The 21,290-nt window shown below is 61.0% G+C and carries 23 protein-coding genes; 13 read left to right on the top strand and 10 right to left on the bottom strand.

Translation table 11 applies throughout. The features are described from left to right. Positions 1–14 precede the first annotated feature (14 nt). From ubiA to B472_RS17345, 4 genes are read right to left on the bottom strand one after another with little or no spacing between them, the layout of a single operon-like run. On the bottom strand, positions 15–863 hold the full coding sequence (ubiA, locus tag B472_RS09920; protein ID WP_019427441.1) for a 4-hydroxybenzoate octaprenyltransferase: 849 nt from the start codon (positions 861–863) through the stop codon (positions 15–17). Between the two features lie 10 nt (positions 864–873). Continuing rightward, a complete protein-coding gene (locus tag B472_RS09915; RefSeq protein WP_019427440.1) occupies positions 874–1,836 on the bottom strand; it encodes a LysR substrate-binding domain-containing protein in 963 nt (320 codons plus the stop codon). 16 nt (positions 1,837–1,852) lie between these two features. Then, the gene (recG, locus tag B472_RS09910; protein ID WP_019427439.1) at positions 1,853–3,922 is read right to left on the bottom strand and encodes an ATP-dependent DNA helicase RecG; all 2,070 of its coding nucleotides are present in this window, start codon (positions 3,920–3,922) and stop codon (positions 1,853–1,855) included. A gap of 43 nt (positions 3,923–3,965) precedes the next feature. Next, positions 3,966–4,223, bottom strand: coding sequence for a hypothetical protein (locus tag B472_RS17345; protein WP_238147423.1), 258 nt, complete (start codon positions 4,221–4,223; stop codon positions 3,966–3,968). Between the two features lie 224 nt (positions 4,224–4,447). Between B472_RS17345 and B472_RS16955 the strand changes: the two genes are divergently transcribed. Beyond that, entirely contained in the window at positions 4,448–5,149 is a 702-nt protein-coding gene (locus B472_RS16955) for a hypothetical protein (RefSeq protein ID WP_133176083.1), read from the top strand. Between the two features lie 135 nt (positions 5,150–5,284). Then, positions 5,285–6,385 carry a tRNA preQ1(34) S-adenosylmethionine ribosyltransferase-isomerase QueA gene (gene queA, locus B472_RS09900; RefSeq protein ID WP_019427436.1) on the top strand — a complete coding sequence of 367 codons (1,101 nt, stop codon included), beginning with the start codon at positions 5,285–5,287 and terminating at the stop codon, positions 6,383–6,385. Here queA and B472_RS09895 read toward each other — a convergent pair. The 3 genes from B472_RS09895 to B472_RS09885 are packed head-to-tail and all read right to left on the bottom strand — an operon-like array spanning position 6,373 to position 8,446. Further along, positions 6,373–6,690: a non-heme iron oxygenase ferredoxin subunit gene (locus tag B472_RS09895; protein ID WP_019427435.1), complete on the bottom strand. Its 318-nt coding sequence runs from the start codon at positions 6,688–6,690 to the stop codon at positions 6,373–6,375. The genes queA and B472_RS09895 overlap by 13 nt on opposite strands. Continuing rightward, a complete protein-coding gene (locus tag B472_RS09890; RefSeq protein WP_026039635.1) occupies positions 6,687–7,175 on the bottom strand; it encodes an aromatic-ring-hydroxylating dioxygenase subunit beta in 489 nt (162 codons plus the stop codon). The genes B472_RS09895 and B472_RS09890 overlap by 4 nt, the downstream gene beginning before the upstream one ends. A gap of 5 nt (positions 7,176–7,180) precedes the next feature. Further along, positions 7,181–8,446 carry an aromatic ring-hydroxylating dioxygenase subunit alpha gene (locus tag B472_RS09885; protein ID WP_019427433.1) on the bottom strand — a complete coding sequence of 422 codons (1,266 nt, stop codon included), beginning with the start codon at positions 8,444–8,446 and terminating at the stop codon, positions 7,181–7,183. A 105-nt stretch (positions 8,447–8,551) separates the two neighbouring features. Here B472_RS09885 and B472_RS09880 point away from each other — a divergent pair, with 105 nt between their 5' ends. Beyond that, positions 8,552–9,499, top strand: coding sequence for a LysR family transcriptional regulator (locus B472_RS09880; RefSeq protein ID WP_019427432.1), 948 nt, complete (start codon positions 8,552–8,554; stop codon positions 9,497–9,499). A 75-nt stretch (positions 9,500–9,574) separates the two neighbouring features. Further along, positions 9,575–10,771 carry a tRNA guanosine(34) transglycosylase Tgt gene (tgt, locus tag B472_RS09875; protein ID WP_019427431.1) on the top strand — a complete coding sequence of 399 codons (1,197 nt, stop codon included), beginning with the start codon at positions 9,575–9,577 and terminating at the stop codon, positions 10,769–10,771. A 3-nt stretch (positions 10,772–10,774) separates the two neighbouring features. Here the strand turns inward: tgt and B472_RS09870 are convergent, their stop codons facing one another. Beyond that, positions 10,775–12,313, bottom strand: coding sequence for a cryptochrome/photolyase family protein (locus tag B472_RS09870; protein ID WP_019427430.1), 1,539 nt, complete (start codon positions 12,311–12,313; stop codon positions 10,775–10,777). Further along, positions 12,310–12,525 (bottom strand): DUF2256 domain-containing protein, encoded by a 216-nt coding sequence (locus B472_RS09865; RefSeq protein ID WP_081504979.1) that lies wholly within the window; start codon positions 12,523–12,525, stop codon positions 12,310–12,312. Before B472_RS09865 ends, B472_RS09870 begins: the two co-directional genes overlap by 4 nt. An 87-nt stretch (positions 12,526–12,612) precedes the next feature. On the opposite strand from B472_RS09865, the gene B472_RS09860 reads away from it, so the two are divergent. The 9 genes from B472_RS09860 (at position 12,613) to B472_RS09820 (ending at position 20,575) form a co-directional block, all read left to right on the top strand. Continuing rightward, positions 12,613–13,224 (top strand): glutathione peroxidase, encoded by a 612-nt coding sequence (locus B472_RS09860; RefSeq protein ID WP_050995462.1) that lies wholly within the window; start codon positions 12,613–12,615, stop codon positions 13,222–13,224. A 20-nt stretch (positions 13,225–13,244) separates the two neighbouring features. Further along, on the top strand, positions 13,245–14,564 hold the full coding sequence (locus B472_RS09855; RefSeq protein ID WP_026039634.1) for an NAD(P)/FAD-dependent oxidoreductase: 1,320 nt from the start codon (positions 13,245–13,247) through the stop codon (positions 14,562–14,564). Next, on the top strand, positions 14,561–15,352 hold the full coding sequence (locus B472_RS09850) for a DUF1365 domain-containing protein (protein ID WP_019427425.1): 792 nt from the start codon (positions 14,561–14,563) through the stop codon (positions 15,350–15,352). Before B472_RS09855 ends, B472_RS09850 begins: the two co-directional genes overlap by 4 nt. A gap of 29 nt (positions 15,353–15,381) precedes the next feature. After that, entirely contained in the window at positions 15,382–16,623 is a 1,242-nt protein-coding gene (locus B472_RS09845; RefSeq protein ID WP_238147422.1) for a cyclopropane-fatty-acyl-phospholipid synthase family protein, read from the top strand. Positions 16,624–16,628: 5 nt separating this feature from the next. Then, a complete protein-coding gene (locus B472_RS09840) occupies positions 16,629–17,243 on the top strand; it encodes a chalcone isomerase family protein (RefSeq protein WP_019427423.1) in 615 nt (204 codons plus the stop codon). Next, the gene (locus B472_RS09835; RefSeq protein ID WP_019427422.1) at positions 17,240–18,568 is read left to right on the top strand and encodes an MFS transporter; all 1,329 of its coding nucleotides are present in this window, start codon (positions 17,240–17,242) and stop codon (positions 18,566–18,568) included. The genes B472_RS09840 and B472_RS09835 overlap by 4 nt, the downstream gene beginning before the upstream one ends. A 32-nt stretch (positions 18,569–18,600) precedes the next feature. After that, positions 18,601–19,194: a DUF3833 domain-containing protein gene (locus tag B472_RS09830; protein ID WP_019427421.1), complete on the top strand. Its 594-nt coding sequence runs from the start codon at positions 18,601–18,603 to the stop codon at positions 19,192–19,194. A 155-nt stretch (positions 19,195–19,349) separates the two neighbouring features. Further along, positions 19,350–20,120, top strand: a complete 771-nt coding sequence (locus B472_RS09825; RefSeq protein WP_026039633.1) for an SDR family oxidoreductase — start codon at positions 19,350–19,352, stop codon at positions 20,118–20,120. A gap of 20 nt (positions 20,121–20,140) precedes the next feature. Beyond that, complete coding sequence (locus B472_RS09820; RefSeq protein WP_019427419.1) at positions 20,141–20,575, top strand: nuclear transport factor 2 family protein; 435 nt, start codon at positions 20,141–20,143, stop codon at positions 20,573–20,575. A 23-nt stretch (positions 20,576–20,598) separates the two neighbouring features. Here B472_RS09820 and B472_RS09815 read toward each other — a convergent pair whose 3' ends face one another. Then, positions 20,599–21,288 carry a substrate-binding domain-containing protein gene (locus tag B472_RS09815; RefSeq protein WP_019427418.1) on the bottom strand — a complete coding sequence of 230 codons (690 nt, stop codon included), beginning with the start codon at positions 21,286–21,288 and terminating at the stop codon, positions 20,599–20,601. Positions 21,289–21,290 lie beyond the last annotated feature (2 nt).

Below are 21,290 nucleotides of genomic sequence, written 5' to 3'. Positions count from 1 at the left end.
CTTTCGGGCGCCTATCAGTAAGAAAGCGCCACGCCGACAAACACGCTGAACCCCAACCAATGGTTCAGCCTGAAGGCTTTGAAGCAGCCTTCGCGTGAGCGGTCTTTGATCAGCAGCACGTGCCAAACCACCTGCGCCATGGCCGCCAGCAAGCCCGCCCAAAACCACACGCCGCGTGAAGCTCCGTCCAACAAAAACACCCAAGCCAGCAAATAAAACAGATAAAAGCAGGCAATCGCGGTCACATCCCATTGGCCCAGCGTGATGGCAGAGGTTTTCATGCCGATGTTCAAGTCGTCATCCCGGTCCACCATGGCGTACTCGGTGTCATAGGCCAACACCCAAAACAGGTTGCCCAGCAACAAGCCCCACGCCAAAAGCGGTACTTGGCCTTGCACAGCGGCAAACGCCATCGGGATGCCGAAGCTGAAAGCCACGCCCAGCACAGCCTGTGGCATGGATACGAAGCGCTTGGCATACGGGTAGGCCAGCGTCACCGCCAACGCCGCAAACGACCAAGCAATGGTGGCGGTGTTGGTGGTCAACACCAGGCCAAAGGCGCACAGCGCCAGCACAACGCCCACCGCCAAAGCTTCTTTCACACCCAAGCGCCCGCTCGTGACCGGGCGGTTGGCGGTGCGCTTGACGTGCTTGTCAAAGTCGCGGTCGGCCACATCGTTGACACAGCATCCCGCACTGCGCATCAAAATCGTGCCCAGGGTGAACACCGCCACCAGATGCCAGCCGGGGAATCCGTCCGCCGCCACCCACAGCGCGGCCAAAGACGGCCAGAGCAGCAACAACCAGCCCGCAGGGCGGTTCCAGCGGATCAAGTCCAGGTAAAGCTTGAGTTTGGACGTCACTCCAATGGCCTCAAGACAAACGGGTCACGCCGGGCAAGGGGCAGGCATAAATGGCATTGCGCATGGCCGCGATCGCTTCGTAGCGGGTGTAACTGCGCCGCCAGGCCAGCACCACACGGCGGGTGGGCGGTTTGCCACCCGCAGGGTCCACGATGGGCAAATAGCGCACCGGCGAATCGCTGTGCCCACCCGAGCGCTTGTGCACCGGTTTGAGGTCAGGCACTGACAAACGCGGCACCAAGGTCACGCCCATGCCCGCCGCCACCATGTGCTTGATGGTCTCCAGCGACGAGCCCTCAAAGGTCTTGCGGATGCCATCGGTCTGGCTCGCATAACGGGCGAATTCGGGGCAAACCTCGAGGACATGGTCGCGAAAGCAATGGCCTGCGCCCAGCAGCAACATGGTTTCGTTTTTCAGCTGCTCGGGCGTGATGGACGTTTCTTTGGCCAAGGTGTGGTTCAATGGCAAAGCGGCCATAAAGGTTTCGTCGTACAAAGGCGCCACGGCCAAACCCGACTCGGGAAAAGGCTCGGCCAAGATGGCGCAATCGAGCTCGCCCGTGCGCAGCATCTCCAGCAGGCGCACGGTGAAGTTCTCTTGCAGCATCAGCGGCATCTGTGGAATGTCGGTGATGATCTGGCGCACCAAATCGGGCAGCAAATACGGGCCAATCGTGTAGATGACGCCCAGCCGCATGGTGCCCGACAGCGGGTCCTTGCCGCGCTTGGCAATCTCTTTGATCTCGGCGGCCTGCTCCAGCACGCTTTGCGCTTGACGCACGATTTCTTCGCCCAAGGGGGTGACCGATACCTCGCTGGCGCTGCGCTCAAACAGCTTGACTTCCAGCTCTTCTTCAAGCTTCTTGATGGCCAGCGACAGCGTGGGCTGCGACACAAAGCACGCCTCGGCCGCTTTGCCAAAGTGCTTTTCGCGGGCCACGGCCACGATGTATTTGAGTTCGGTCAGGGTCATGGTCTGTATTTGAACATCAAGCCTTGAGGTACTCGGATTTTCCGCCCAACCAGCGGCCAATGTGGCGTTCGGCCAAATGGGCGTGCTGGTCCAGCATTTGCGGGGCCAGCGCGCGCGCCCAATCGAGCAAGTGCCCATCGGTCTCCAGATCGGCAAAACGCAGCAAGGGCGCGCCCGACTGGCGTGCCCCCAAAAACTCACCCGGCCCGCGAATCTCCAAGTCGCGCCGCGCAATCTCAAAGCCGTCGTTCGTCTCCACCATGGCCCGCAAACGCTCGCGGGCGGTTTCGCTCAGGCGACCGCCTTCCGGCGTGCCGTACAGCAGCACACAGGCCGACGCCGCCGCGCCGCGCCCGACACGCCCACGCAGCTGGTGCAACTGCGAGAGGCCAAAACGCTCGGCATGCTCAATCACCATCAGCGAGGCATTGGGCACATCCACCCCCACCTCGATCACCGTGGTGCTGACCAGCACGCCCATCACGCCGGCCGTGAAGAGTTCCATCACCGCCTTTTTTTCGGCCACCGGCATGCGCGAATGCAGCAGGCCCACCATCACACCCGGCAGCGCCTCGCTCAAGTCGGCATGGGTTTGGGTGGCGTTGGTCAGGTCCAGCGCTTCACTTTCTTCAATCAGCGGGCACACCCAATACACCTGCCGCCCCTCTTGCAACTGCGCCCCGATGCGCGACACGACCTCGTCACGGCGGTGGTCCGACACCACCCGAGTGACGATGGGCGTGCGCCCCGGCGGCAGCTCGTCGATCACCGACACATCCAGATCGGCGTAATAGCTCATGGCCAGCGTGCGCGGAATGGGTGTGGCCGTCATCATCAGCATGTGCGGCTCCATGCCGGGGGCCTGCATCTTGCCGCGCAGGGCCAGGCGCTGCGCCACGCCAAAGCGGTGCTGCTCGTCGATCACGGCCAGCCCCAAGCACTTGAACTTGACGTGTTCTTGAATGACCGCGTGCGTGCCCACCACCAGCGCAGCCTCGCCCGACTCGATCAGCGCCAGCATTTCTGCGCGTTCTTTCTTTTTCTGGCTGCCAATCAGCCAAGCCACCTTCACACCCAGCGGCTCCAGCCAGCCCACTAATTTTGCGAAGTGCTGGGTGGCCAAAATTTCGGTTGGGGCCATCAGGGCGCATTGCCAGCCCGCATCGATGGCCACCATGGCCGCCAACGCGGCGACCACCGTCTTGCCCGCGCCCACATCGCCTTGCAGCAAACGGTGCATCGGCACGTTGCGCACCAGGTCCTGGGCAATTTCGCGGCCCACGCGCTGCTGGGCATTCGTCAGGCCAAAAGGCAGCGCTTTGTGCAACTGGTCGTGCAAAGCACCGCGCTTCATCTTCAAGGCCGGGGCACGCAACAAATCGCGCTCGCGCTTGGCGGTCAGCTGCGACAACTGCTGCGCCAGCAACTCCTCGCATTTGAGGCGAATCCAAGCCGGGTGGCTGCGGTCCTCCAAAGCAGCCAGCGACACATCGGGCGTAGGGTGGTGCAAAAACTGCAGCGCATCGCGCAGCGACCAGGCGCCACGCGGGTCCGGCCAGGCGACGCCGGGGGGCAGGGTCTCGCTCAGGTCGGCATGGTTCAGTCCGGTGATCACCGCCCGGCGCAAATACGCCTGCGCCAGCCCGGCCACCGTGGAATACACCGGGGTCAAGGCCTCGGCCAAATGGCCGCCCGCCGCCTTGAAGGTGGGGTGCATCATGGTCAGGCCCATGAAGCCGCCCTTGACTTCGCCCCGCGCCCGGATGCGGTTGCCCACCGCCAAAGCCTTTTGGTGCGAAGGGTAGAAGCTGAAAAACCGCATGACGCAGGTGTCCGAGCCATCGTCCACGGTGACCAGCAACTGGCGGCGCGGCCGCATCGTGATCTCGCAAGCCGTCACCGTCGCCTCGATCTGCGCGGTATCGCCCTCGCGCGCATCGCGCAGCTTGACGATTCGGGTCTCGTCCTCGTAGCGCAGCGGCAGGTGCAGCGCCAGGTCAATGTCGCGCTTCAAGCCGAGCTTGATCAACGCCTTTTGCGGGGCGCTAAGCGGCTTGGCAGACGCGAGGGTGGGCGGGGAGGACATGGGGCGATTGTGCCGCGTCCAAGTCTGCACAACAGAGAGGCTCTTACCCCCTTGACTTCAAGCTGGCAGCGATAGACAAAGCCGTGACCACCTCGCGCACCGTTTTGCGGTCATTCACATCCAAGCCGAGGTAGCGGCTGAGCATTTCACGATCGGCCATGCTCAATGTGACCGGGTCTGTCGAAGCCTCTGCGGCCATGACAGCGCCGCCCGTCCGACCAAACCTCTGCTCGTCTGGGCTGACCTGCAACCAATCGGCCAGCACACGCAATTTGTCCTGCGTCGGAATCGCTTTGCCCAACAACCAATTGCGCGCCGTATGAGGGGTGATGCTGCGGCCCTCTTACCGCAGGATGAACTCATTGGTAACGGCTGTAGGTGAGTGACGCTGACCACAAACGTCCACCACATAAAGTAAACGTTCAGGAAAATTTACAATTTTTTGTGTTTTGGTTGATATTTAGTAAATAATTTATATATTTGTATTACAATTTAAATACGATTAAACCAATAGGAGTTCCAAACATGAATAAGCACTATTTTTTTCGCGCCATTTGGCTGTCTCTGGTCTTAGCACTCAGTGCCTGCGGCGGTGGTAGCAACCCCACAAACACAGGCGCAACAACATCTACCGAAACATTTCAATTTCGTACCGCGTTTGTGAACTACGTAAAAGAAACTCGATCCTTGCCTTTTACGGTGACAGGCACATCGTCAGGGTACAGCGTGACGGGCAGTGGCACAGCAACACAGGGCGCGTTAACAAGCGCATCATTCGAGTCGCAAGCGGCACAACAAAAAACAACCACAGTCACCGGCTCTATGACAGTAAACGGTGTCACTGTCCCCCTATCTTCGAGCGGCACTGCGTATGTGGACTCTAACTACAACCCTCTAGGCACTGTTGGAGACGATTACGCTGTAGTAACAAACGGCACGACAATCCCCACCACCGCCAAAGTGAATGACACAGGCATTTTGTATTCAACCATTTTGTATTCATCATCGACCAAAGCTGTCAAGCGAGGTACCGAAACTGTTACATACGCACTGGAGCCAGACACAGCCTCTACTGCTTTGTTGAAAATCATCGTGACCGAGCGAGACGCCAACAATACACAGTCATCAATCACAACAATTACTTTCAGAATAACAACTGCTGGCGAACTAACTCGTATCAGTGAAACCTACTTTGAAGGAACAACTTCGTTAACGTTCACTTACTAAGCTGACTTTACAAGCATGCAACTGACCTGATACGACTTCACTACTTATGAGTGATCATCACTCAAAGGAGCCCCTAAAACGGCGTGCGACAATCACGCCGTTTTCATTTCAACGGGCCTGTCAAGCCCACACACCATGTCCTCTCCTGCCTCCCCCCGCGCCTTCACGCTCAACGATTTCGACTTTGAGCTGCCCCCCGAACTGATCGCCCAACACCCCACTGCCGAGCGCAGCGGCTCACGCTTGCTCGATGGCGCGCCCGGGGCGGTCACCGACCGGATTTTTCACGAACTACCCAACCTGCTGAACCCAGGCGATCTGCTGGTGTTCAACGACACCAAGGTGGTCAAGGCCCGCATCTTTGGCGAGAAGGCATCGGGCGGCAAGTTGGAGCTGCTGATTGAGCGCGTGCTGCCCGGCCACCAGGTGGTGGCGCACATGAAGGTGAGCAAGAAGCCTCTGCTGGGGGGCAAGATGTACTTGGCAGGCGGTGCGCGAAACGGTGGTTTCGATGCGGTGTTGCTGGGCCGTTGGCCCGATGCAAACGGCCCCCTGTTTCATCTTCAGCTCAGTGATGAGCCGCATGCGCTGATGGAAAAGCACGGCGTGATGCCACTGCCCCCCTATATTGAACGCCCTGCGGGCACGGCCGATCACGCCGACACCGAAGAAGACGCCGAGCGTTACCAAACCGTTTTTGCGCGCGCGCCCGGCGCGGTGGCGGCGCCCACGGCGGCGCTGCATTTTGACGAAGGGGTGTTGGCGGCTCTGGCGGCGCGCGGTGTGCAGACGGCCAGCGTCACGCTGCATGTCGGTGCGGGCACTTTCCAGCCGGTCAAGACCGAGAACATCGCCGAACACCACATGCACAGCGAGTGGTACAAAGTGCCCGAAGCCACGCAGCAAGCCATTGCGGCCTGCAAGGCACGCGGCGGCCAAGTGGTGGCGGTGGGCACCACCACGGTGCGCACGCTGGAGTCGTGGGCCAAGTTTGGCCAAGCCAGCGGCGATACCGAGATTTTCATCACCCCGGGCTTTGAGTTCAAAGTGGTCGATCGGTTGATCACCAACTTCCACCTGCCGAAAAGCACACTGATGATGCTGGTCAGCGCCTTTGCAGGTTACGAGCACATCATGGGCCTGTACCGTCACGCGATGACGCAGAAGTACCGGTTTTTCAGCTACGGGGATTCGATGCTGCTGACGCGCACAGAGCCAGCATCTCAGGCCAGCTGAAGAAACACCCGCCCACCCTCGACCTTGACCGGCCAAGTCTTGGCCGGCTCGGTCGCCGGGCCGCAGGCCACCGAGCCGTCGCGCAGGCTGAACTGGGCCTGGTGAAACGGACATTCCACGTGGTCGCCCTCGACAAAGCCGTCGCACAGCTTGGCGTTGCCGTGGGTGCAGAGGTTGTGGATGGCAAAGACTTCGCCCTCCACGCTGAACAGGGCAATGTCTTGGCCCTCTGGCGTCACGGCAATGCCGGCACCTTCAAACAAATCGGCCTCGGCGGCCACGTCAATCCAGTGGGTCATGGTCATATCGGGTAGATGATGGCGTTGGGGATCATTTCGCTGTCGTACACGCACAGGCGCTCGGCAAACTTCAGGCCTTCGGGGGTTTGCACAATGGTGTCGATGTAGCGGCCCACATTGAAAACCGTGCTGGCCTTGTCAAGCTTGGTGCGGAACACCGCGTAGTTGGCCTCGGCGTGGATGCGCTCGCCCTCCACGCGTCGCACCACCGGCGCGCCCACCACATGCCGCTGGTAATACGGGTCGTGGTACAGCGTTTCCTGAATGCCATACACCCGGTCTTTCAACATGCCTTGGCTGGTGAAGGACAACGTGCACAGCGGAAAGCCACGCTCGTGGTTTTCTCGCGGGATGAGTTTGTACACGCATTGCTCGGTGAAAAATTCCGGCCACAAGTCCCACTGCCCGCTGTCCACGGCCAGGGCGTAATCGGCGTACAGGCGGCCGAGGGCCATATGGGTTTCAAAATTCACGATGGGGTTCGTGCTCATGGGATTCATGCCTCCATCACTTTGCGCCAGTATTCGTACATGCCCCGGATCAGGGTCTCGGTCACCATGTGGTCGGTCTCGCCCACATCGCGCCCGCCCAGCTCCACCAGCATGCGGTGCTCGGGCTTGGTCTCGAAAGCTTGTTGTGAGAACTCGATCACCTCGCCATCGTCCGCGCTCACAAAGCCGGCCGGGCCAAACAGGTTGGACTGGCGCAGGCGGCGCTCGGTCATCTCGGGGGTGTCGTCTTCAAAGCCGAAGTGCGTCCACACAAAATCAAACGCGCCATGCCCGTCGGGCTGGATGTGCCGCGTGGACACGCTGTTGACCTGCTGCTGAAAAATCACGCTGGGGAACAGCGTCATCATCACCGCCGTGGGCATCTGGTCTGCCATTTGCCACCAGCCCTCAGGCACGATGTCCAGAAAGCTGGCGTCGTGCAGCTGCATGCTTTCTTTGAAGCTGCTGACCTGCGTGACCTGCGACGCCGCACCCGTGGCCTGGCCCGCGCTGCCGCGGGTCGAGATCATGGCCGCGTGGCGGTGGTGCGCGTCCATGCGCAGCTCGCTCTTGTTGTCGGCACGCCAAAGGCCAAAGGTCACAAACCAGGTGTGCAGCAGGCCGGGGTGGTAGGGGTCTTTGATGTTTTCCTGCATCAGCTTCCAGTTGCCCGGAATGCGCTGGCGGTTGTAGCCCAGCACCACCAGCTGGCGGCCGTTGAACAGGCGGTCAAAGTACTTGAGGATGGTCGGGCCCATGAAGTCCTCGAGCGACTCCACACCCTGGTCAAACGAGGCGAACACCACGCCGCCGCGTGTGGCGACTTTCAAGGCTGTCAGGCCATGCTCTTTGGGGTCAAAGTCGGCCGGCATACCGCCGTTGACCTTGCCGTCTTGCCGCACGCCACGCCGAAACGGCACGCCCTGCAAATCGCCCTGGAGGGTGTAGCTCCACTGGTGGTAAGGGCAGACAAACTCTTTTTTGTGGCCATGGCGTTCGCGGCAAAACTGCATGCCCCGGTGGGCGCAGACGTTCTCGACCACATGGATCTGCCCATCGGTGGCGCGCGTCATGATGACCGAGCGCTCGCCCACCACGGTGCGCTTGAAGTCGCCGGGCTTGGGCACTTCGGCTTCCAGGCCCACATAGCTCCAATGGCTTTTGTAAAAGAAGCGTTCCAGCTCCTTTTTGTGCAGCGCCTCGTCGGTGTACACGGCAAACGGGACGCGGCTGGTACCGGGCGTTTCCCAGTGGATGGGGTGTTCGGTCATGGTGAGCCCTCAAATTTCTTAATGCGGATCATGCGCAAAGCCTTGAATTTCGTAAATCGAAATTCAAAGATAATCATTATTAGATTATCAAATAATGAAAGTGCCATGGAACTTGCCCGCCTCGACCTGAACCTGCTGCTGGTGTTTCACCACCTGCTGCGGGAAAAGCGCGTGTCCAACGTGGCCACGGTGCTGGGCATGAGCCAGCCCGCCGTCAGCAGTGCCCTGGGCCGTCTGCGGGCCAGTCTGGACGACGACTTGTTTTTGCGCACCCAGGGCGGCATGGTACCCACGCCCTATGCCTTGCAGCTGGCCGAACCCGTGGCCGCAGCGCTCGACGGCCTGCAGCAAGCGTTGCAGGTGCGTGCCTCTTTTGAGCCGGCCAACAGCGCGCGGCGTTTCACCCTGGCCATGACCGATGTGGGCGAGATGTATTTCCTGCCCGTGCTGATGGACGCACTGGCCCAGACCGCCCCAGGCGTGACGCTGAACGTGGTGGCCGTGACCAGCGACAGTCTGGGCGAGGACATGGCCACGGGCCGCACCGACCTGGCGCTGGGCCTGCTGCCGCAGTTGCAAGCGGGCTTCTTTCAGCAAGCGCTGTTTCGCCAGCCCTATGTCTGTCTGATGCGCGAAGGCCACCCCATGGCCCGTGCACCCGAATTGACCCTGGCCGACTTCGCGGCAGCCGACCATGTGCGCGTGATTGCGGCAGGCACGGGACATGGGCGGGTGGATGGCGCCCTGAGCGAAGCCCTGGAAAGGCAGGGCTTACAGCGCCGCATACGCCTCACGGTGCCGCACTACGTGGCTTTAGGCGATGTGCTGGGCCACTCGGACCTGATCGCCACCGTGCCCGAGCGCTTTGCCCAGCGCGTGACTCGCCCGTTTGCCCTCGCTACCCGCGCACTGCCCTTGGCGGTAGACGGCAGCGCCATCCACCAGTTCTGGCACGCCCGCCTGCACAAAGACCCGGGGCACCAGTGGTTGCGGGAGCAGGTGGCGCAATGCTTTGGCGATGGCAGCAAAACCAGCGCAGAACAAATGGCCTGAATTTTTAGCCTGAGTTCTTACAGAATCGCGCACAGGGTCAGCTCCTACAATTCAGGCCTCAGCTTTAGGCCCTACATGCTCCAATTCGACCTGCTCAAGACCGACCCGTCCAGCCACGCCCGGCGCGGCACGCTGACCCTGAACCATGGCGTGGTGCAAACCCCCATCTTCATGCCCGTGGGGACTTACGGCACCGTCAAAGGCGTGATGCCGCGCAGCCTGCACGAGATGGGCGCGCAGATCATTCTGGGCAACACCTTCCATTTGTGGATGCGCCCGGGGCTGGACATCATGAAAGGTTTTGGCGGCCTGCACCAATTTGAAAAATGGGACAAACCGATCCTGACCGATTCGGGCGGGTTTCAGGTCTGGTCGCTTGGCGAGATGCGCAAGATCACCGAAGAAGGCGTGACCTTTGCCAGCCCCGTGAACGGCGACAAGCTGTTCATGTCGCCCGAAGTGAGCATGCAGATCCAAACCATCCTCAACTCCGACATCGTGATGCAACTCGACGAGTGCACGCCTTACGAGACCAAGGGTCACCTGACGACCGAGGCCGAAGCGCGCAAATCCATGGAGATGAGCCGCCGCTGGGCCGTGCGCAGCAAAGACGAGTTTGCGCGCCTTGAAAACCCCAACGCGCTGTTTGGCATTGTGCAAGGCGGCATGTTTGAAAACCTGCGTCAGGAATCGCTCGAAGCGCTGGTGGCAATGGACTTCCCGGGCTACGCGGTGGGCGGCGTGAGCGTGGGCGAGCCCAAAGACCTGATGCTGCAAATCATGGCGCACACCCCGCACCGACTGCCTGCCCACAAGCCGCGTTACTTGATGGGCGTGGGCACGCCCGAAGACTTGGTGCAAGGCGTGGCCGATGGGGTGGACATGTTCGACTGCGTGATGCCCACCCGCAATGCCCGCAACGGCACGGTGTTCACCCGCTTTGGCGACCTGAAGCTGCGCAACGCCCGCCACAAAAATGACCCGCAACCGCTGGACACCAGTTGCACCTGCTATGCCTGCGCAGGCAGTCCGACAGGATCGCCCTCCGGTAGCGGAAGCGTGTCGTGGGACAACGGTGGGCGCGAGGGTTTCAGCCGCGCCTACCTGCACCACCTGGACCGCTGCGGCGAAATGCTCGGCCCCATGCTGACCACCATCCACAACCTGCACTACTACCTGAACCTGATGCGCGAGGTGCGTGAATCGCTGGACGCTGGGCAGTTTTCGGCTTTCCGGGCGCAGTTCAAAACAGACCGGGCACGCGGGGTCTGAGGCTCACACGCCGTCCAGGCCTTCGCGGGTGGCATCGGCCTGTTGCCGAATTTGCGCCTTATCGTCTTCGCTCATCTTGCCCACATGCTTGACCATGAGCGCGGTGCGCGGGTTACCCGCAAAGTCTTTTTCGTGGCGGATCAAAAAATCCCAATACAGCGTGGTCATGGGGCAGGCCGTGGGGCCGGTGCGCACCTCGGGTTGGTAGCGACAACCTTTGCAGTAGTTGCTCATGCGGCTGACGTACTGGCCGCTGGCCACATAAGGTTTGCTGGTGAAGCGGCCGCCATTGGCGTGCAAGGCCATGCCCAAGGTGTTGGGCGTTTCCACCCAATCCACCGCGTCCACATACATGGCGCGGTACCAAGCACTCACCTGCTGCGGTGACAAGCCCGCCAGCACCGCAAACTGCCCGGTGACCATGAGCCGCTGGATGTGGTGTGCATAGCCGTGCTGCAGGCTTTGGCCAATGGTGGCCTGCATGCAGGCCATCTGGGTCTTGCCTGTCCAGTACCACTGGGGCACATCGCGGGTGTGGCCGTAGTGGTTGGCCTCGGCCATGTGGGGCATGTCCAGCCAGTACACACCCCGGATGAACTCGCGCCAGCCCAGCACCTGTCGGATGAAGCCCTCCACGCTGGCCAGGGGCAAACCGCGTGCATGGTAAGCCTGCTCGGCCGCCACGATCACCTCACGCGGGTTGAGCAGGTGCAGGTTCAGGCTGCTGCCCACCAAGGCGTGCCAGCCAAAGGGCAGCGTGGTCCACATCGCGTCTTGCCAGGCGCCAAAATTTTCCAGGCGCTGGTCGATGAAATGCTGCAACGCCACCAGCGCATCGTCTCGTGTCACGGCCCAGGCGAAATCGTCCAGCGTGCCGGGGTGCTGGGCAAAGCGTGTGTTGACCAGGTCGATCACGTCTTGCGTGACGCGGTCGGGCGCAAAGCGGGCGGGCGGCGGCACGGTGCCCGGGCCTTTGGCACCAAAGCCCTTGCGGTTCTCGGCGTCGTAGTTCCATTGCCCGCCGATGGGCTCTTTCCCTTCCATCAAGATGCCGTGGCGCTTGCGCATCTCGCGGTAGAAGAACTCCATGCGCAGCTCTTTTTTGTCGCCTGCCCACTTGGCAAATTCGGCGCGGCTGCACAAAAAGTGGGTGTCACCCACCCAGCGCAGCAACACTTGGGCGTGTTCGGCGGCGTCTTCGATGCACTTTTCCATGCGCCAAGCCCCGGCCTCCATCACCACCAGCGCTTGGGGGCGGTGCGCTTGCAGCGCCTGGGCCAAGCGACCGGCAAAGTCAGCGGGCAAGGCCTTGTCGTCGACCTTCATATAAGTACACGGCATTTTGCGGCGGTGGGCTGCGTTGGCAAAGTGCCGCATGCCCGACAGGAAAATGGCAATCCGGGCTTTGTGGTTCCAGACTTCGCCCGCTTCGCTGTCCGCCTCGATCATCAAGAGTCGGTCTTGGGCGGGGTCAAAGTCGGCGAGCGCCGGGTTGTCCCATCCGAGTTGGTCACCCAAAACCAAGATCAGGTGGCGGGTCATGCTGCGGCTTTCTTGCCCGGCATGGGGGGGGTTTGGGCTGGGCCCGCATGGGCTGACTTGGGCTTGTCGGCCCGGCAGCGGTCGCTGCAGTACAGCACCTGGTCCCAATTTTTGGCCCAACTTTTGCGCCAACTCATGGCTCTGCCGCAAACGACACAGGGTTTTTGCGGCAAATCCTGTTTGTTTCCCTTAAAACCAGAGGGTTTGGGCATTCATTTTTCCAATCGCGAAAAGCTGGCGTGACAATAAAGCCAAACAAGTTTAAACTGATCGGTCACAAAATGGAATTAAAAGTGCAAATGAATCACTCATGGGTCAAACAATGGGGCGGCAACCTCTTGCTGGCGCTGGTGGCTGCCGTGCTGGGCCTGGGCATGGAGGCCGCTTTGGCCAGCCCCAACACCGCCACTGGCCAAGAAAAAGCCGTGTGTCCAGCCATCTTGAACCACACCTTTGACAGGCTCCAAGACGAAAAGCCCCAATCGCTGTGCCAGTTCGCAGGCAAAGTGGTTTTGGTGGTCAACACCGCCAGTTTTTGCGGCTTCACCTCCCAATACAAAGGGCTTGAGACCCTGAATACCCAGTACAAAGACCAAGGCTTGGTGGTTTTGGGTTTCCCTTCGAATGACTTTTCGCAAGAAAAGGGCAGCAACAAAGACATCGCCGCCTTTTGCGAAAGCACTTTCGGCGTGAAGTTCCCCATGTTCACCAAAACCCAGGTCACCGGCGATGGCGCTGCGCCCCTGTTCAAACAACTCACCGCACAAACCGGCCAAAAGCCCCGCTGGAACTTTCACAAATACCTGATTGGCCGTGATGGCAAGGTGATTGACCAGTACAGCAGCATGACCGGGCCAGAAAGCAAAACCCTGGTGTCGGCCATCGACAAAGCCCTGAAAGCCAAGCCATGACCCCGACCACCAAGCCACGCATGAAACTGGCGATCGTCGGGTCGGGTATTTCGGGCTTGGCCGTGGCCCACACCCTGAAAGACCACGCCGACATCACCGTGTTCGAGGCGGGCGACTATTTCGGGGGGCACACCCACACCGTGGACATCACGCTGCCCACGCCCAAGGGCCCGGTCACACATGGCGTGGACACGGGTTTTTTGGTGTTCAACGAACGCACCTACCCCAACCTGATCAACCTGTTTGCCGAGCTGAAGGTCGAGACCGCACCGTCCGACATGTCGTTTTCGGTCAAGGTACCGGGCGCGCTGAATGGCCGCACGCTGGAGTGGAGCGGCACCGACCTGAACAGCGTGTTCGCGCAGCGCGGCAACCTGCTCAACCCGCGTTTTTGGCGCATGTTGCTGGATGTGATGCGCTTCAATGCGCTGTGCACGCGCATTGCCAAAGAGCAGCGCGAAAAAGAACTGCAGCAGCCCCTCGCAGACTTTTTGCGCACGCACCAATTCAGCGAGCCGTTTCGCGACTGGTATTTCTTGCCCATGCTGGGCTGCATCTGGAGTTGCCCCACCGACCAGATGCTGCAGTTTCCGGTGGCGACCATGATCCGGTTTAGCCACAACCATGGCCTGATTCAGGTGACCAACCGCCCGCAGTGGTTCAGCGTGGTGGGCGGTGCCCGCCACTACGTCGAGAAAATTTTGGCGGGTGTGCACGACAAACGGCTGAACACCCCCGTGCGCTTGATCGAGCGCGACGCACAAGGCGTGCGCATCATCACCGACGGCCACGCCGAGCGCTTTGACCAAGTGGTCATCGCCACCCACACCGACCAAGCGCTGGGTTTGCTGCGTGAGGCATCGGGCGAAGAGCGCAGCCTGCTCGGGGCCATTCGTTACCAAGACAACCGCGCCGTGCTGCACACCGACGCCAGCGTGTTGCCCGCCAACCCCAAGACCTGGGCCGCGTGGAACTACGAACGCGCCGCCAGCACCGAGCGCGAGTCCTCTCGGGTGTGCCTGCACTATTTGCTCAACCGCTTGCAACGCATCCCGTTTGAGCAGCCTGTGGTGGTCTCGCTCAATCCGCTGCACGCCATCGACCCCGCCACCATCGTGGGGGAATACGATTACGCACACCCGGTGTTTGATCTGGGCGCCATCGAGGCCCAAAAGCGTTTGCCTTTGCTGCAAGGCCAGCGGCACACCTGGTATGCCGGCGCCTGGACGGGTTATGGCTTCCACGAAGATGGCCTGAAATCGGGCCTGCAAGTGGGTCGCTCCTTGCTCAAACTGATCCACGAACAGGCCAACCCTGTTCAGGACAGACTGGCCGCATGACACCCACCCAGGTCCATGCGGCGACTGCGCTCATTGGCTGGGGCCAGGTGCGGCACACGCGCCACCGCCCGGCACACCATGCTTTCGCCTACACCACGGCATTTTTGATGCTGCCCATGCGCAGTGTGCAGGCAGGTCTGTGCACAACGCCATTGGCCATCAACCGCCGGGCCTGGTTTGCATTTCACGATGCCGACCACGGCGATGGACGTCCAGCAGAGACCGGCGGAGCCTTGGCTTGGCTGGATGCTTTGTTGCACCAAGAAGGCATCCATGACGCCACAGGCGAGGTCTGGCTGCAGGCTTTTCCCCGCGTGCTGGGCCATGCCTTCAAGCCTGTGAGCTTTTGGTACGCGCAGCGCGCCGATGGCAGCTTGGCCGCCATCGTGGCCGAAGTGAACAACACCTTTGGTGAGCGCCACTGTTACCTGTTGCCCGCGCCGCAATACGGTCAAACCATCTTGGCCCACAAGGTGTTCCACGTCTCGCCCTTTTGCGATGTGCAAGGCGAATACCGTTTCCGTTTCATGCGCACAGAGCACAACGGACAAGACCGCATCGTGGCGCGTGTGGACCATGGCGACGGCGATGGCCCTTTGATCGACACCAGCTGGAGCGGTGTGCTCGAGCCCGCCACCGCGGCAGCACTGCGCCGTGTGGTGTGGCGGTTTCCGCTGCTCACACTGGCCGTGGTGACCCGCATCCACTGGCATGCGCTCTTGCTGTGGCTGAAAAAAGTACCGTTCTGGCGCAAGCCCGAACCCCCCCGTGATTTTGTGACCCGATGAACCCTGGACCCCACCGGATGCCGACCTCCATGAAGACTGCTGACCACGCCCAGGCCTTGGGCCAACGCGCCACCCCCATTGCGCACGCCAGCCTGCCCAAAGCCGCTGCACGCTTGCTGAGCCTGTTAACGCGCCTGAAGATTGGCACGCTCACGGTGCAAGCGCCCGATGGCAACCACCAGGTTTTTGGCACGCACGCGGCCCCTTTTGCCACCTTGCACATCCACCGTTGGGAGATGTGCGCCGAGGTGCTCAAATCGGGCGACATTGGTTTTGCCGAGGGCTACATGGCGGGCGACTGGACCACGCCCGACTTGGCCGCCTTGCTGCGCCTGACCATTGCCAACCGCGACCACATCGAAAGCGCCATTTACGGCCACTGGTTGGGGCGTTTGTTCTACCGCATCAAGCACCTGCTCAACCGCAACAACCGAACCAACAGCCGCAAGAACATCCATGCCCACTACGACCTGGGCAATGCGTTTTACGAACTGTGGCTGGACGGGACGATGAATTACTCATCGGCCTGGTTCGAGGGCGATCACACCCAAGACATGGCCGAAGCCCAAAAGGCCAAGGTGCGCCGCGCCCTGCGCATGGTGAACGCCAAGCCGGGTGACCGCGTGCTGGAAATCGGTTGCGGCTGGGGCGCCTTGGCCGAGGCGGCCACCACCGAGTTTGGCGCGCACATCACGGGCGTGACCTTGTCCACCGAGCAGCTGGCTTTTGCCAATGCCCGCATGCAATCGCACGGTGTGCAGCAGCGCGCCGATTTGCGCCTGCAGGACTACCGCGACATCCACGATGGGCCTTATGACGCGGTGTGCTCGATCGAGATGATCGAGGCAGTCGGCCAGGAATACTGGCCCACTTACTTTCAGACCATCAGCCGCATGCTCAAGCCCGGCGGCCGTGCCTGCGTGCAAAGCATCACCATCGACGACCGCTTTTTTGAGCGCTATTTGCAATCCACCGATTTCATTCAGCAGTACATCTTTCCGGGTGGCTGTTTGCCCAGCCCGAGCGAGTTCCGCAAACAGGCGCAAGCGGCCGGGTTGCAGGTGGTCGATGAACTGAACTTTGGCCCCGATTACGCCGAGACCCTGCGCCGCTGGCGCGAGCGTTTCATGTCGCAACTGGACACCGTGCGGACTCTGAAGTTTGACGACCGCTTCATCCGCTTGTGGTCGTTTTATTTGGCGTATTGCGAAGCCGCGTTCGATGAGGCCAACATCGATGTGGTGCAGTTCACCTTGGCCAAACCCGGCTAATCAACATGCACACCTCACTGACAACCCGCGCCATGTCCTGGCTGGTGCACCACGGCTGGCGGTACGGTTTTTTCCTGGTCTTATGGGGTGGCCTGTTGGGCGCAGCACAAGCGCAAAGCACCAGCGTCAGCAGCCCCAACGCCGCCTTCAGCCGCCCCGAACTGGCCGGCTTGGGCGGTGTGGTGCCCACAGCGCCGGTGCGCTTGCGGGTTTGGGGGTTTGAGGTGTACGACGCCAGGTTGTGGACGCCCCGGGGTTTTCGGCACACCCAAGCCATGCAGCAAGCTTTTGCCCTGGAGTTGCAATACCTGCGCAAGCTGGAAGGCTCGGCCATTGCCAGTCGTTCGATTGACGAAATGCGACGCGTCGGCAGCTTCACCGATGCGCAAGCACAGGCTTGGCTGACGGCCATGCGCGAGATGTTTCCCAACGTCAGCGCAGGTGAACGCATCACGGGCATCAACCTGCCCGGTGAAGGGGCCGAATTTTGGGTCAATGGTCAACGCGTTGGCCTGGTGAAAGACGTGAATTTTGCGCGCTTGTTTTTTGGCATCTGGCTCGATGAACGCACATCCGAGCCCAAGATGCGTGCGCAACTCTTGCAAGGCCTGCAACCATGAATGACATGGCCCCGGTGACCCCCAGCGCCCTGCAGCGCAAGACCTCGGCCGCCTATGGCTTGCTGGGCTTGCCCTTGGCGTTTGTGGCTTTGCCCGTCTATGTGCATTTGCCCAACCTGTATGCGCAGCAGTACGGCGTGCCTCTGGCGGCACTGGGTGCAGTGCTTTTGCTGAGCCGCAGCATCGACGCTGTGGTGGACCCTTGGCTGGGCCGCTTTGGCGACCGTTTGTACCGCCACTCTTGGCAAGCGGTCTGGATGGCTGCCTTGCTGCTGGCCACCGTGGTGGCGCTGGGCTTTGCGGCACTGTTTTTCCCACCGGCTGCGTCTTTGTCGCCTGCGGGCTTGTTGTGGTGGGTGGGTGGCGCCTTGACGCTCAGCCACTTGGCCTACAGCGGTCTGGGCATCTTGCACCAAGCTTGGGCAGCACGCCAAGGCGGCGGCGGCATCGCGCAAAGCCGCTGGGTGGCTTGGCGCGAAGGTTTTGCATTGGTGGGCGTGTTGCTGGCGTCAGCTCTGCCCGCGATTTGGGGCTGGGCGCTGACCACCGCACTGCTGGTGGTGATGCTGGCGCTGGGTTTGATCACTTGGCAGCGCACAGCCCAACAAGCGCCTGCAGTCCTGGCATCGGCAGACGCGGGTTTGGAGGCCAGCAGCCTTTGGCAACCTTGGAAGCACGTCGGGTTTAGGCGTCTGCTGCTGGTGTTCATGCTCAACGGGCTGGCCAGCGCCGTACCCGCCACGCTGGTGCTGTTTTTTGTGCAAGACCTGTTGCAAGCGCCCAAGGCGATGGAGCCGCTGTTTTTGGGTCTGTACTTTGCGGCCGGTGCCCTGTCGTTTCCGTTGTGGCTCAAAGTGATCGACCGCATCGGCCTGCTGCGCACCTGGGCCACTGGCATGACTTTGTCGGTGCTGGCTTTTATCAGTGTCATCACCTTGGGCGCGGGCGATACCACCGGGTTTTTGGTGGTGTGTGCCTTGTCGGGCATGGCGCTGGGCGCGGACCTCACGGTACCCGGCGCTTTGCTCAACCAATTGATTGACCGCTGCGGCGAGCGCGGCCGCACAGACGGCGCTTTCATGGGCTGGTGGAATCTGGCCACCAAACTGAATTTGGCCTTGGCTGCAGGCTTGTCCTTGCCACTGCTGGGTTTGTGGGGCTATGCACCTGGTCAGCAAGATGCCGATGCCGTGATGGCGCTGGGCCTGGCTTATGGCCTGCTGCCTTGCGTGCTCAAGTTGTTGGCAGGCTTGGCTTTGTACCTCAGCCTGATGCGCCAGCCGGATTTGATTTTGGGGCCCGCAAAGGCCCACCCTTCGGCATGAGCCGCTTTGAATGTAGACAACGGGAGTCCTCCATGCGCCATCCAAACGCCATGATCCACCGCCGCACAGCTTTGACCCGACTGGGCGCTTTGTCCATGGTGGCAAGCACGCCCTTTTTGGCCAGCTGTGCCGGGCCACAGGTGCAAAACTACGCCCAGGAAAAACCTGTCCTGGATTTGCGCACTTATTTCACGGGCACCATCGACGCTTGGGGTGTGTTCACCGACCGCAGTGGCCAAGTGGTCAAGCGCTTCACCGTGGTCATGGACTGCAGCTGGAATGGCGACGAGGGCGTGCTGGACGAAGCCTTTGTGTATTCGGACGGCACAACGCAGCGCCGCATCTGGCGGCTCAAAGCCGGACCCAACGGCACTTTCACGGGGCGCGCCGACGATGTGGTGGGCGAGGCCACAGGCCAAGTCAGTGGCAACGCATTTCGCTGGGGCTATACCCTGGCCTTGCCCGTTGAGGGTCGGGTGTGGCACGTCGATTTTGACGACTGGATGTTCTTGATGGATGACCGTGTCATGCTCAACAAGGCCACCATGAGCAAATGGGGCGTGAAGCTGGGTGAGGTCACTTTGTCGTTCACGCGGCGCACGCCTTTGGCGGCCAAGCCGGGTTGATGCGCATGAACCCCAATCCCTCCAATTCAGGACTGAACGCCATGGGCACCGTGCTGGGGCATTCCGCCCTATCGGCCGACATGGCCATGCCCAAAGTCGGTCCGCAAACCACAGGTGTCGCGCCATCGCACGCCAAACCCACGCCACGCAGCTGGCTGCAATTGAACACCCCCATTACCGATTGGCAAGGCCGCCGAGTCTGGTTGGTGGGTGCTTCCACCGGCATTGGCCTGGCTTGCGCCCAAGCACTGCGCGCAGCAGGCGCCCATGTGATCGTTTCGGCACGCAACCCACAAGGTGTGTTGGACTGGGCGGCGCAGGATGCGCATGTGCAATGGCGTGCGCTCGATGTGAGCGACCCAGAACAGGTGCAAGCCACCGCCAAAGCCCTGCAAGCCGAAGGACCGCTGGACCTGGTGGTCTATGCCGCAGGTTATTACCGCGCCCAACGCGCCACAGCCATCGACCTCGACGATTTGTTGCAACACGACAAGGTCAACTACCAAGGCGCTTTGCAAGTCCTCCATGCGGTGCTGCCCGGCATGCTGGCACGCCAAAACGGTCACATCAGTTTGCTCAGCAGTGTGGCCGGTTGGCGTGGCCTGCCCAATGGCTTGGCCTATGGCCCCACCAAAGCGGCGCTCACGCATTTGGCCGAGACCCTTTACATGGACTTGCAAGACCAGGGCATCGGTGTGAGTGTGGTCAACCCCGGCTTTGTGGCCACACCACTCACGGCGCAAAACGAATTCACCATGCCGGCCTTGATCAGCCCAGAGCAAGCGGCCCGCGACATGCTCAAGGGTTGGGCCCAAGGCCAGTTCGACATCCACTTTCCCAAACGCTTCACCCTGTGGCTCAAACTGCTGCGTTTGTTGCCTTACCGCCTGTACTTTCCGCTGGTGCGCAAGTTCACGGGGCTGTGAATCTGAACCGAAAGCCCCACATGGACAACCGACAAGCCACGCAAAATCTGGCCACTTTTTATGAAACACTGACACCGCAAAGCGTGTCTCAGTTGCGCACGATTTACGCCCCCGAGGCCAGTTTCAAAGACCCGTTCAATGAGGTTCAGGGCTTGCCCGCCATTGAAGGGATTTTTCGGCACATGTACGTGGCATTGGAGAAGCCCCACTTTGTTGTCACGCACCAGGTGGTGGATGGTCAACAAGCGTTTTTGACCTGGGAGTTTCGCTTCCACTTCAAACGCTTTGACACCCAAACCCTGCAGGCCGTTCGGGGCGCCAGCCACGTGGTGTTCAACGGGCAAGGCTTGGTCACGATGCACCGCGACTACTGGGATGCCGCCGAAGAGCTGTACGAGAAACTACCGGTGGTGGGCGGCCTGATGCGCTGGCTCAAAAAACGCGCCAACACCTGAGGTGCCAAATCCGGCTGTCGGCATCAGAATTCGAAGCCCCCTTGCCTGCGCACAGCTTCTGATGCGCGGCCACTCAACAGATCGGACAGCAGCTGCGCTTGGGCTGGGTTGTGCGATGCGGTGCAGATGCCCAAGGTGTAATCGGTGCTCAGCTCAAACTCACTGGGCAGCACGTCGATCAGGTCGACGCCTTCGGTGTAATTGATTTCGGTCACTTGTGTGCAGCCGATCAAGCCAGACTCCTGGCTTTGGGCCATTGCGGCCATGGCGCTTGCGCCGTTCGGGAACACACGAAAACGACTTTGCAGACTTTCGTTCAAGCCCAAGGCCTTGAGCACGTTCATGAAGTGGATGCCGGCTGTGGCTTTGTCCGGATCAGGGAAATAGATGCCTTGGGCGGCGCTCATGGCCGCATGCAGCTCAGCACGCGTTTTGACGCTGGGGTGGGCTGCACCGCTGCGCACGGCCACACCGGTTTTGACCAAGCCCAGAGATCGTGCGCTGCCAGGCACCACATGGCCCGAGGCGATGAGCTGCTCGATCAGGGGCTTGGTAAGGATGATGAGGTCACAAGGCGCGCCGCCCAGCAGTTTGTCGCGCATCATGCCCACCGCGCTGAAGGTGCCATCGATGCGGCTGCCGGAGATTTTTTCAAATTCGGTCTGAACGCCCTGGACCACGGCTGCGGCTGCGCCACCACTCAATACATGCATGT

It is taken from the genome of Limnohabitans sp. Rim28 (assembly GCF_000293865.2).
Taxonomy (GTDB): domain Bacteria; phylum Pseudomonadota; class Gammaproteobacteria; order Burkholderiales; family Burkholderiaceae_C; genus Limnohabitans_A.
The sequence above is the reverse complement of the archived record's forward strand: the minus strand, read 5'-3'. Positions and strand labels throughout refer to the sequence as shown.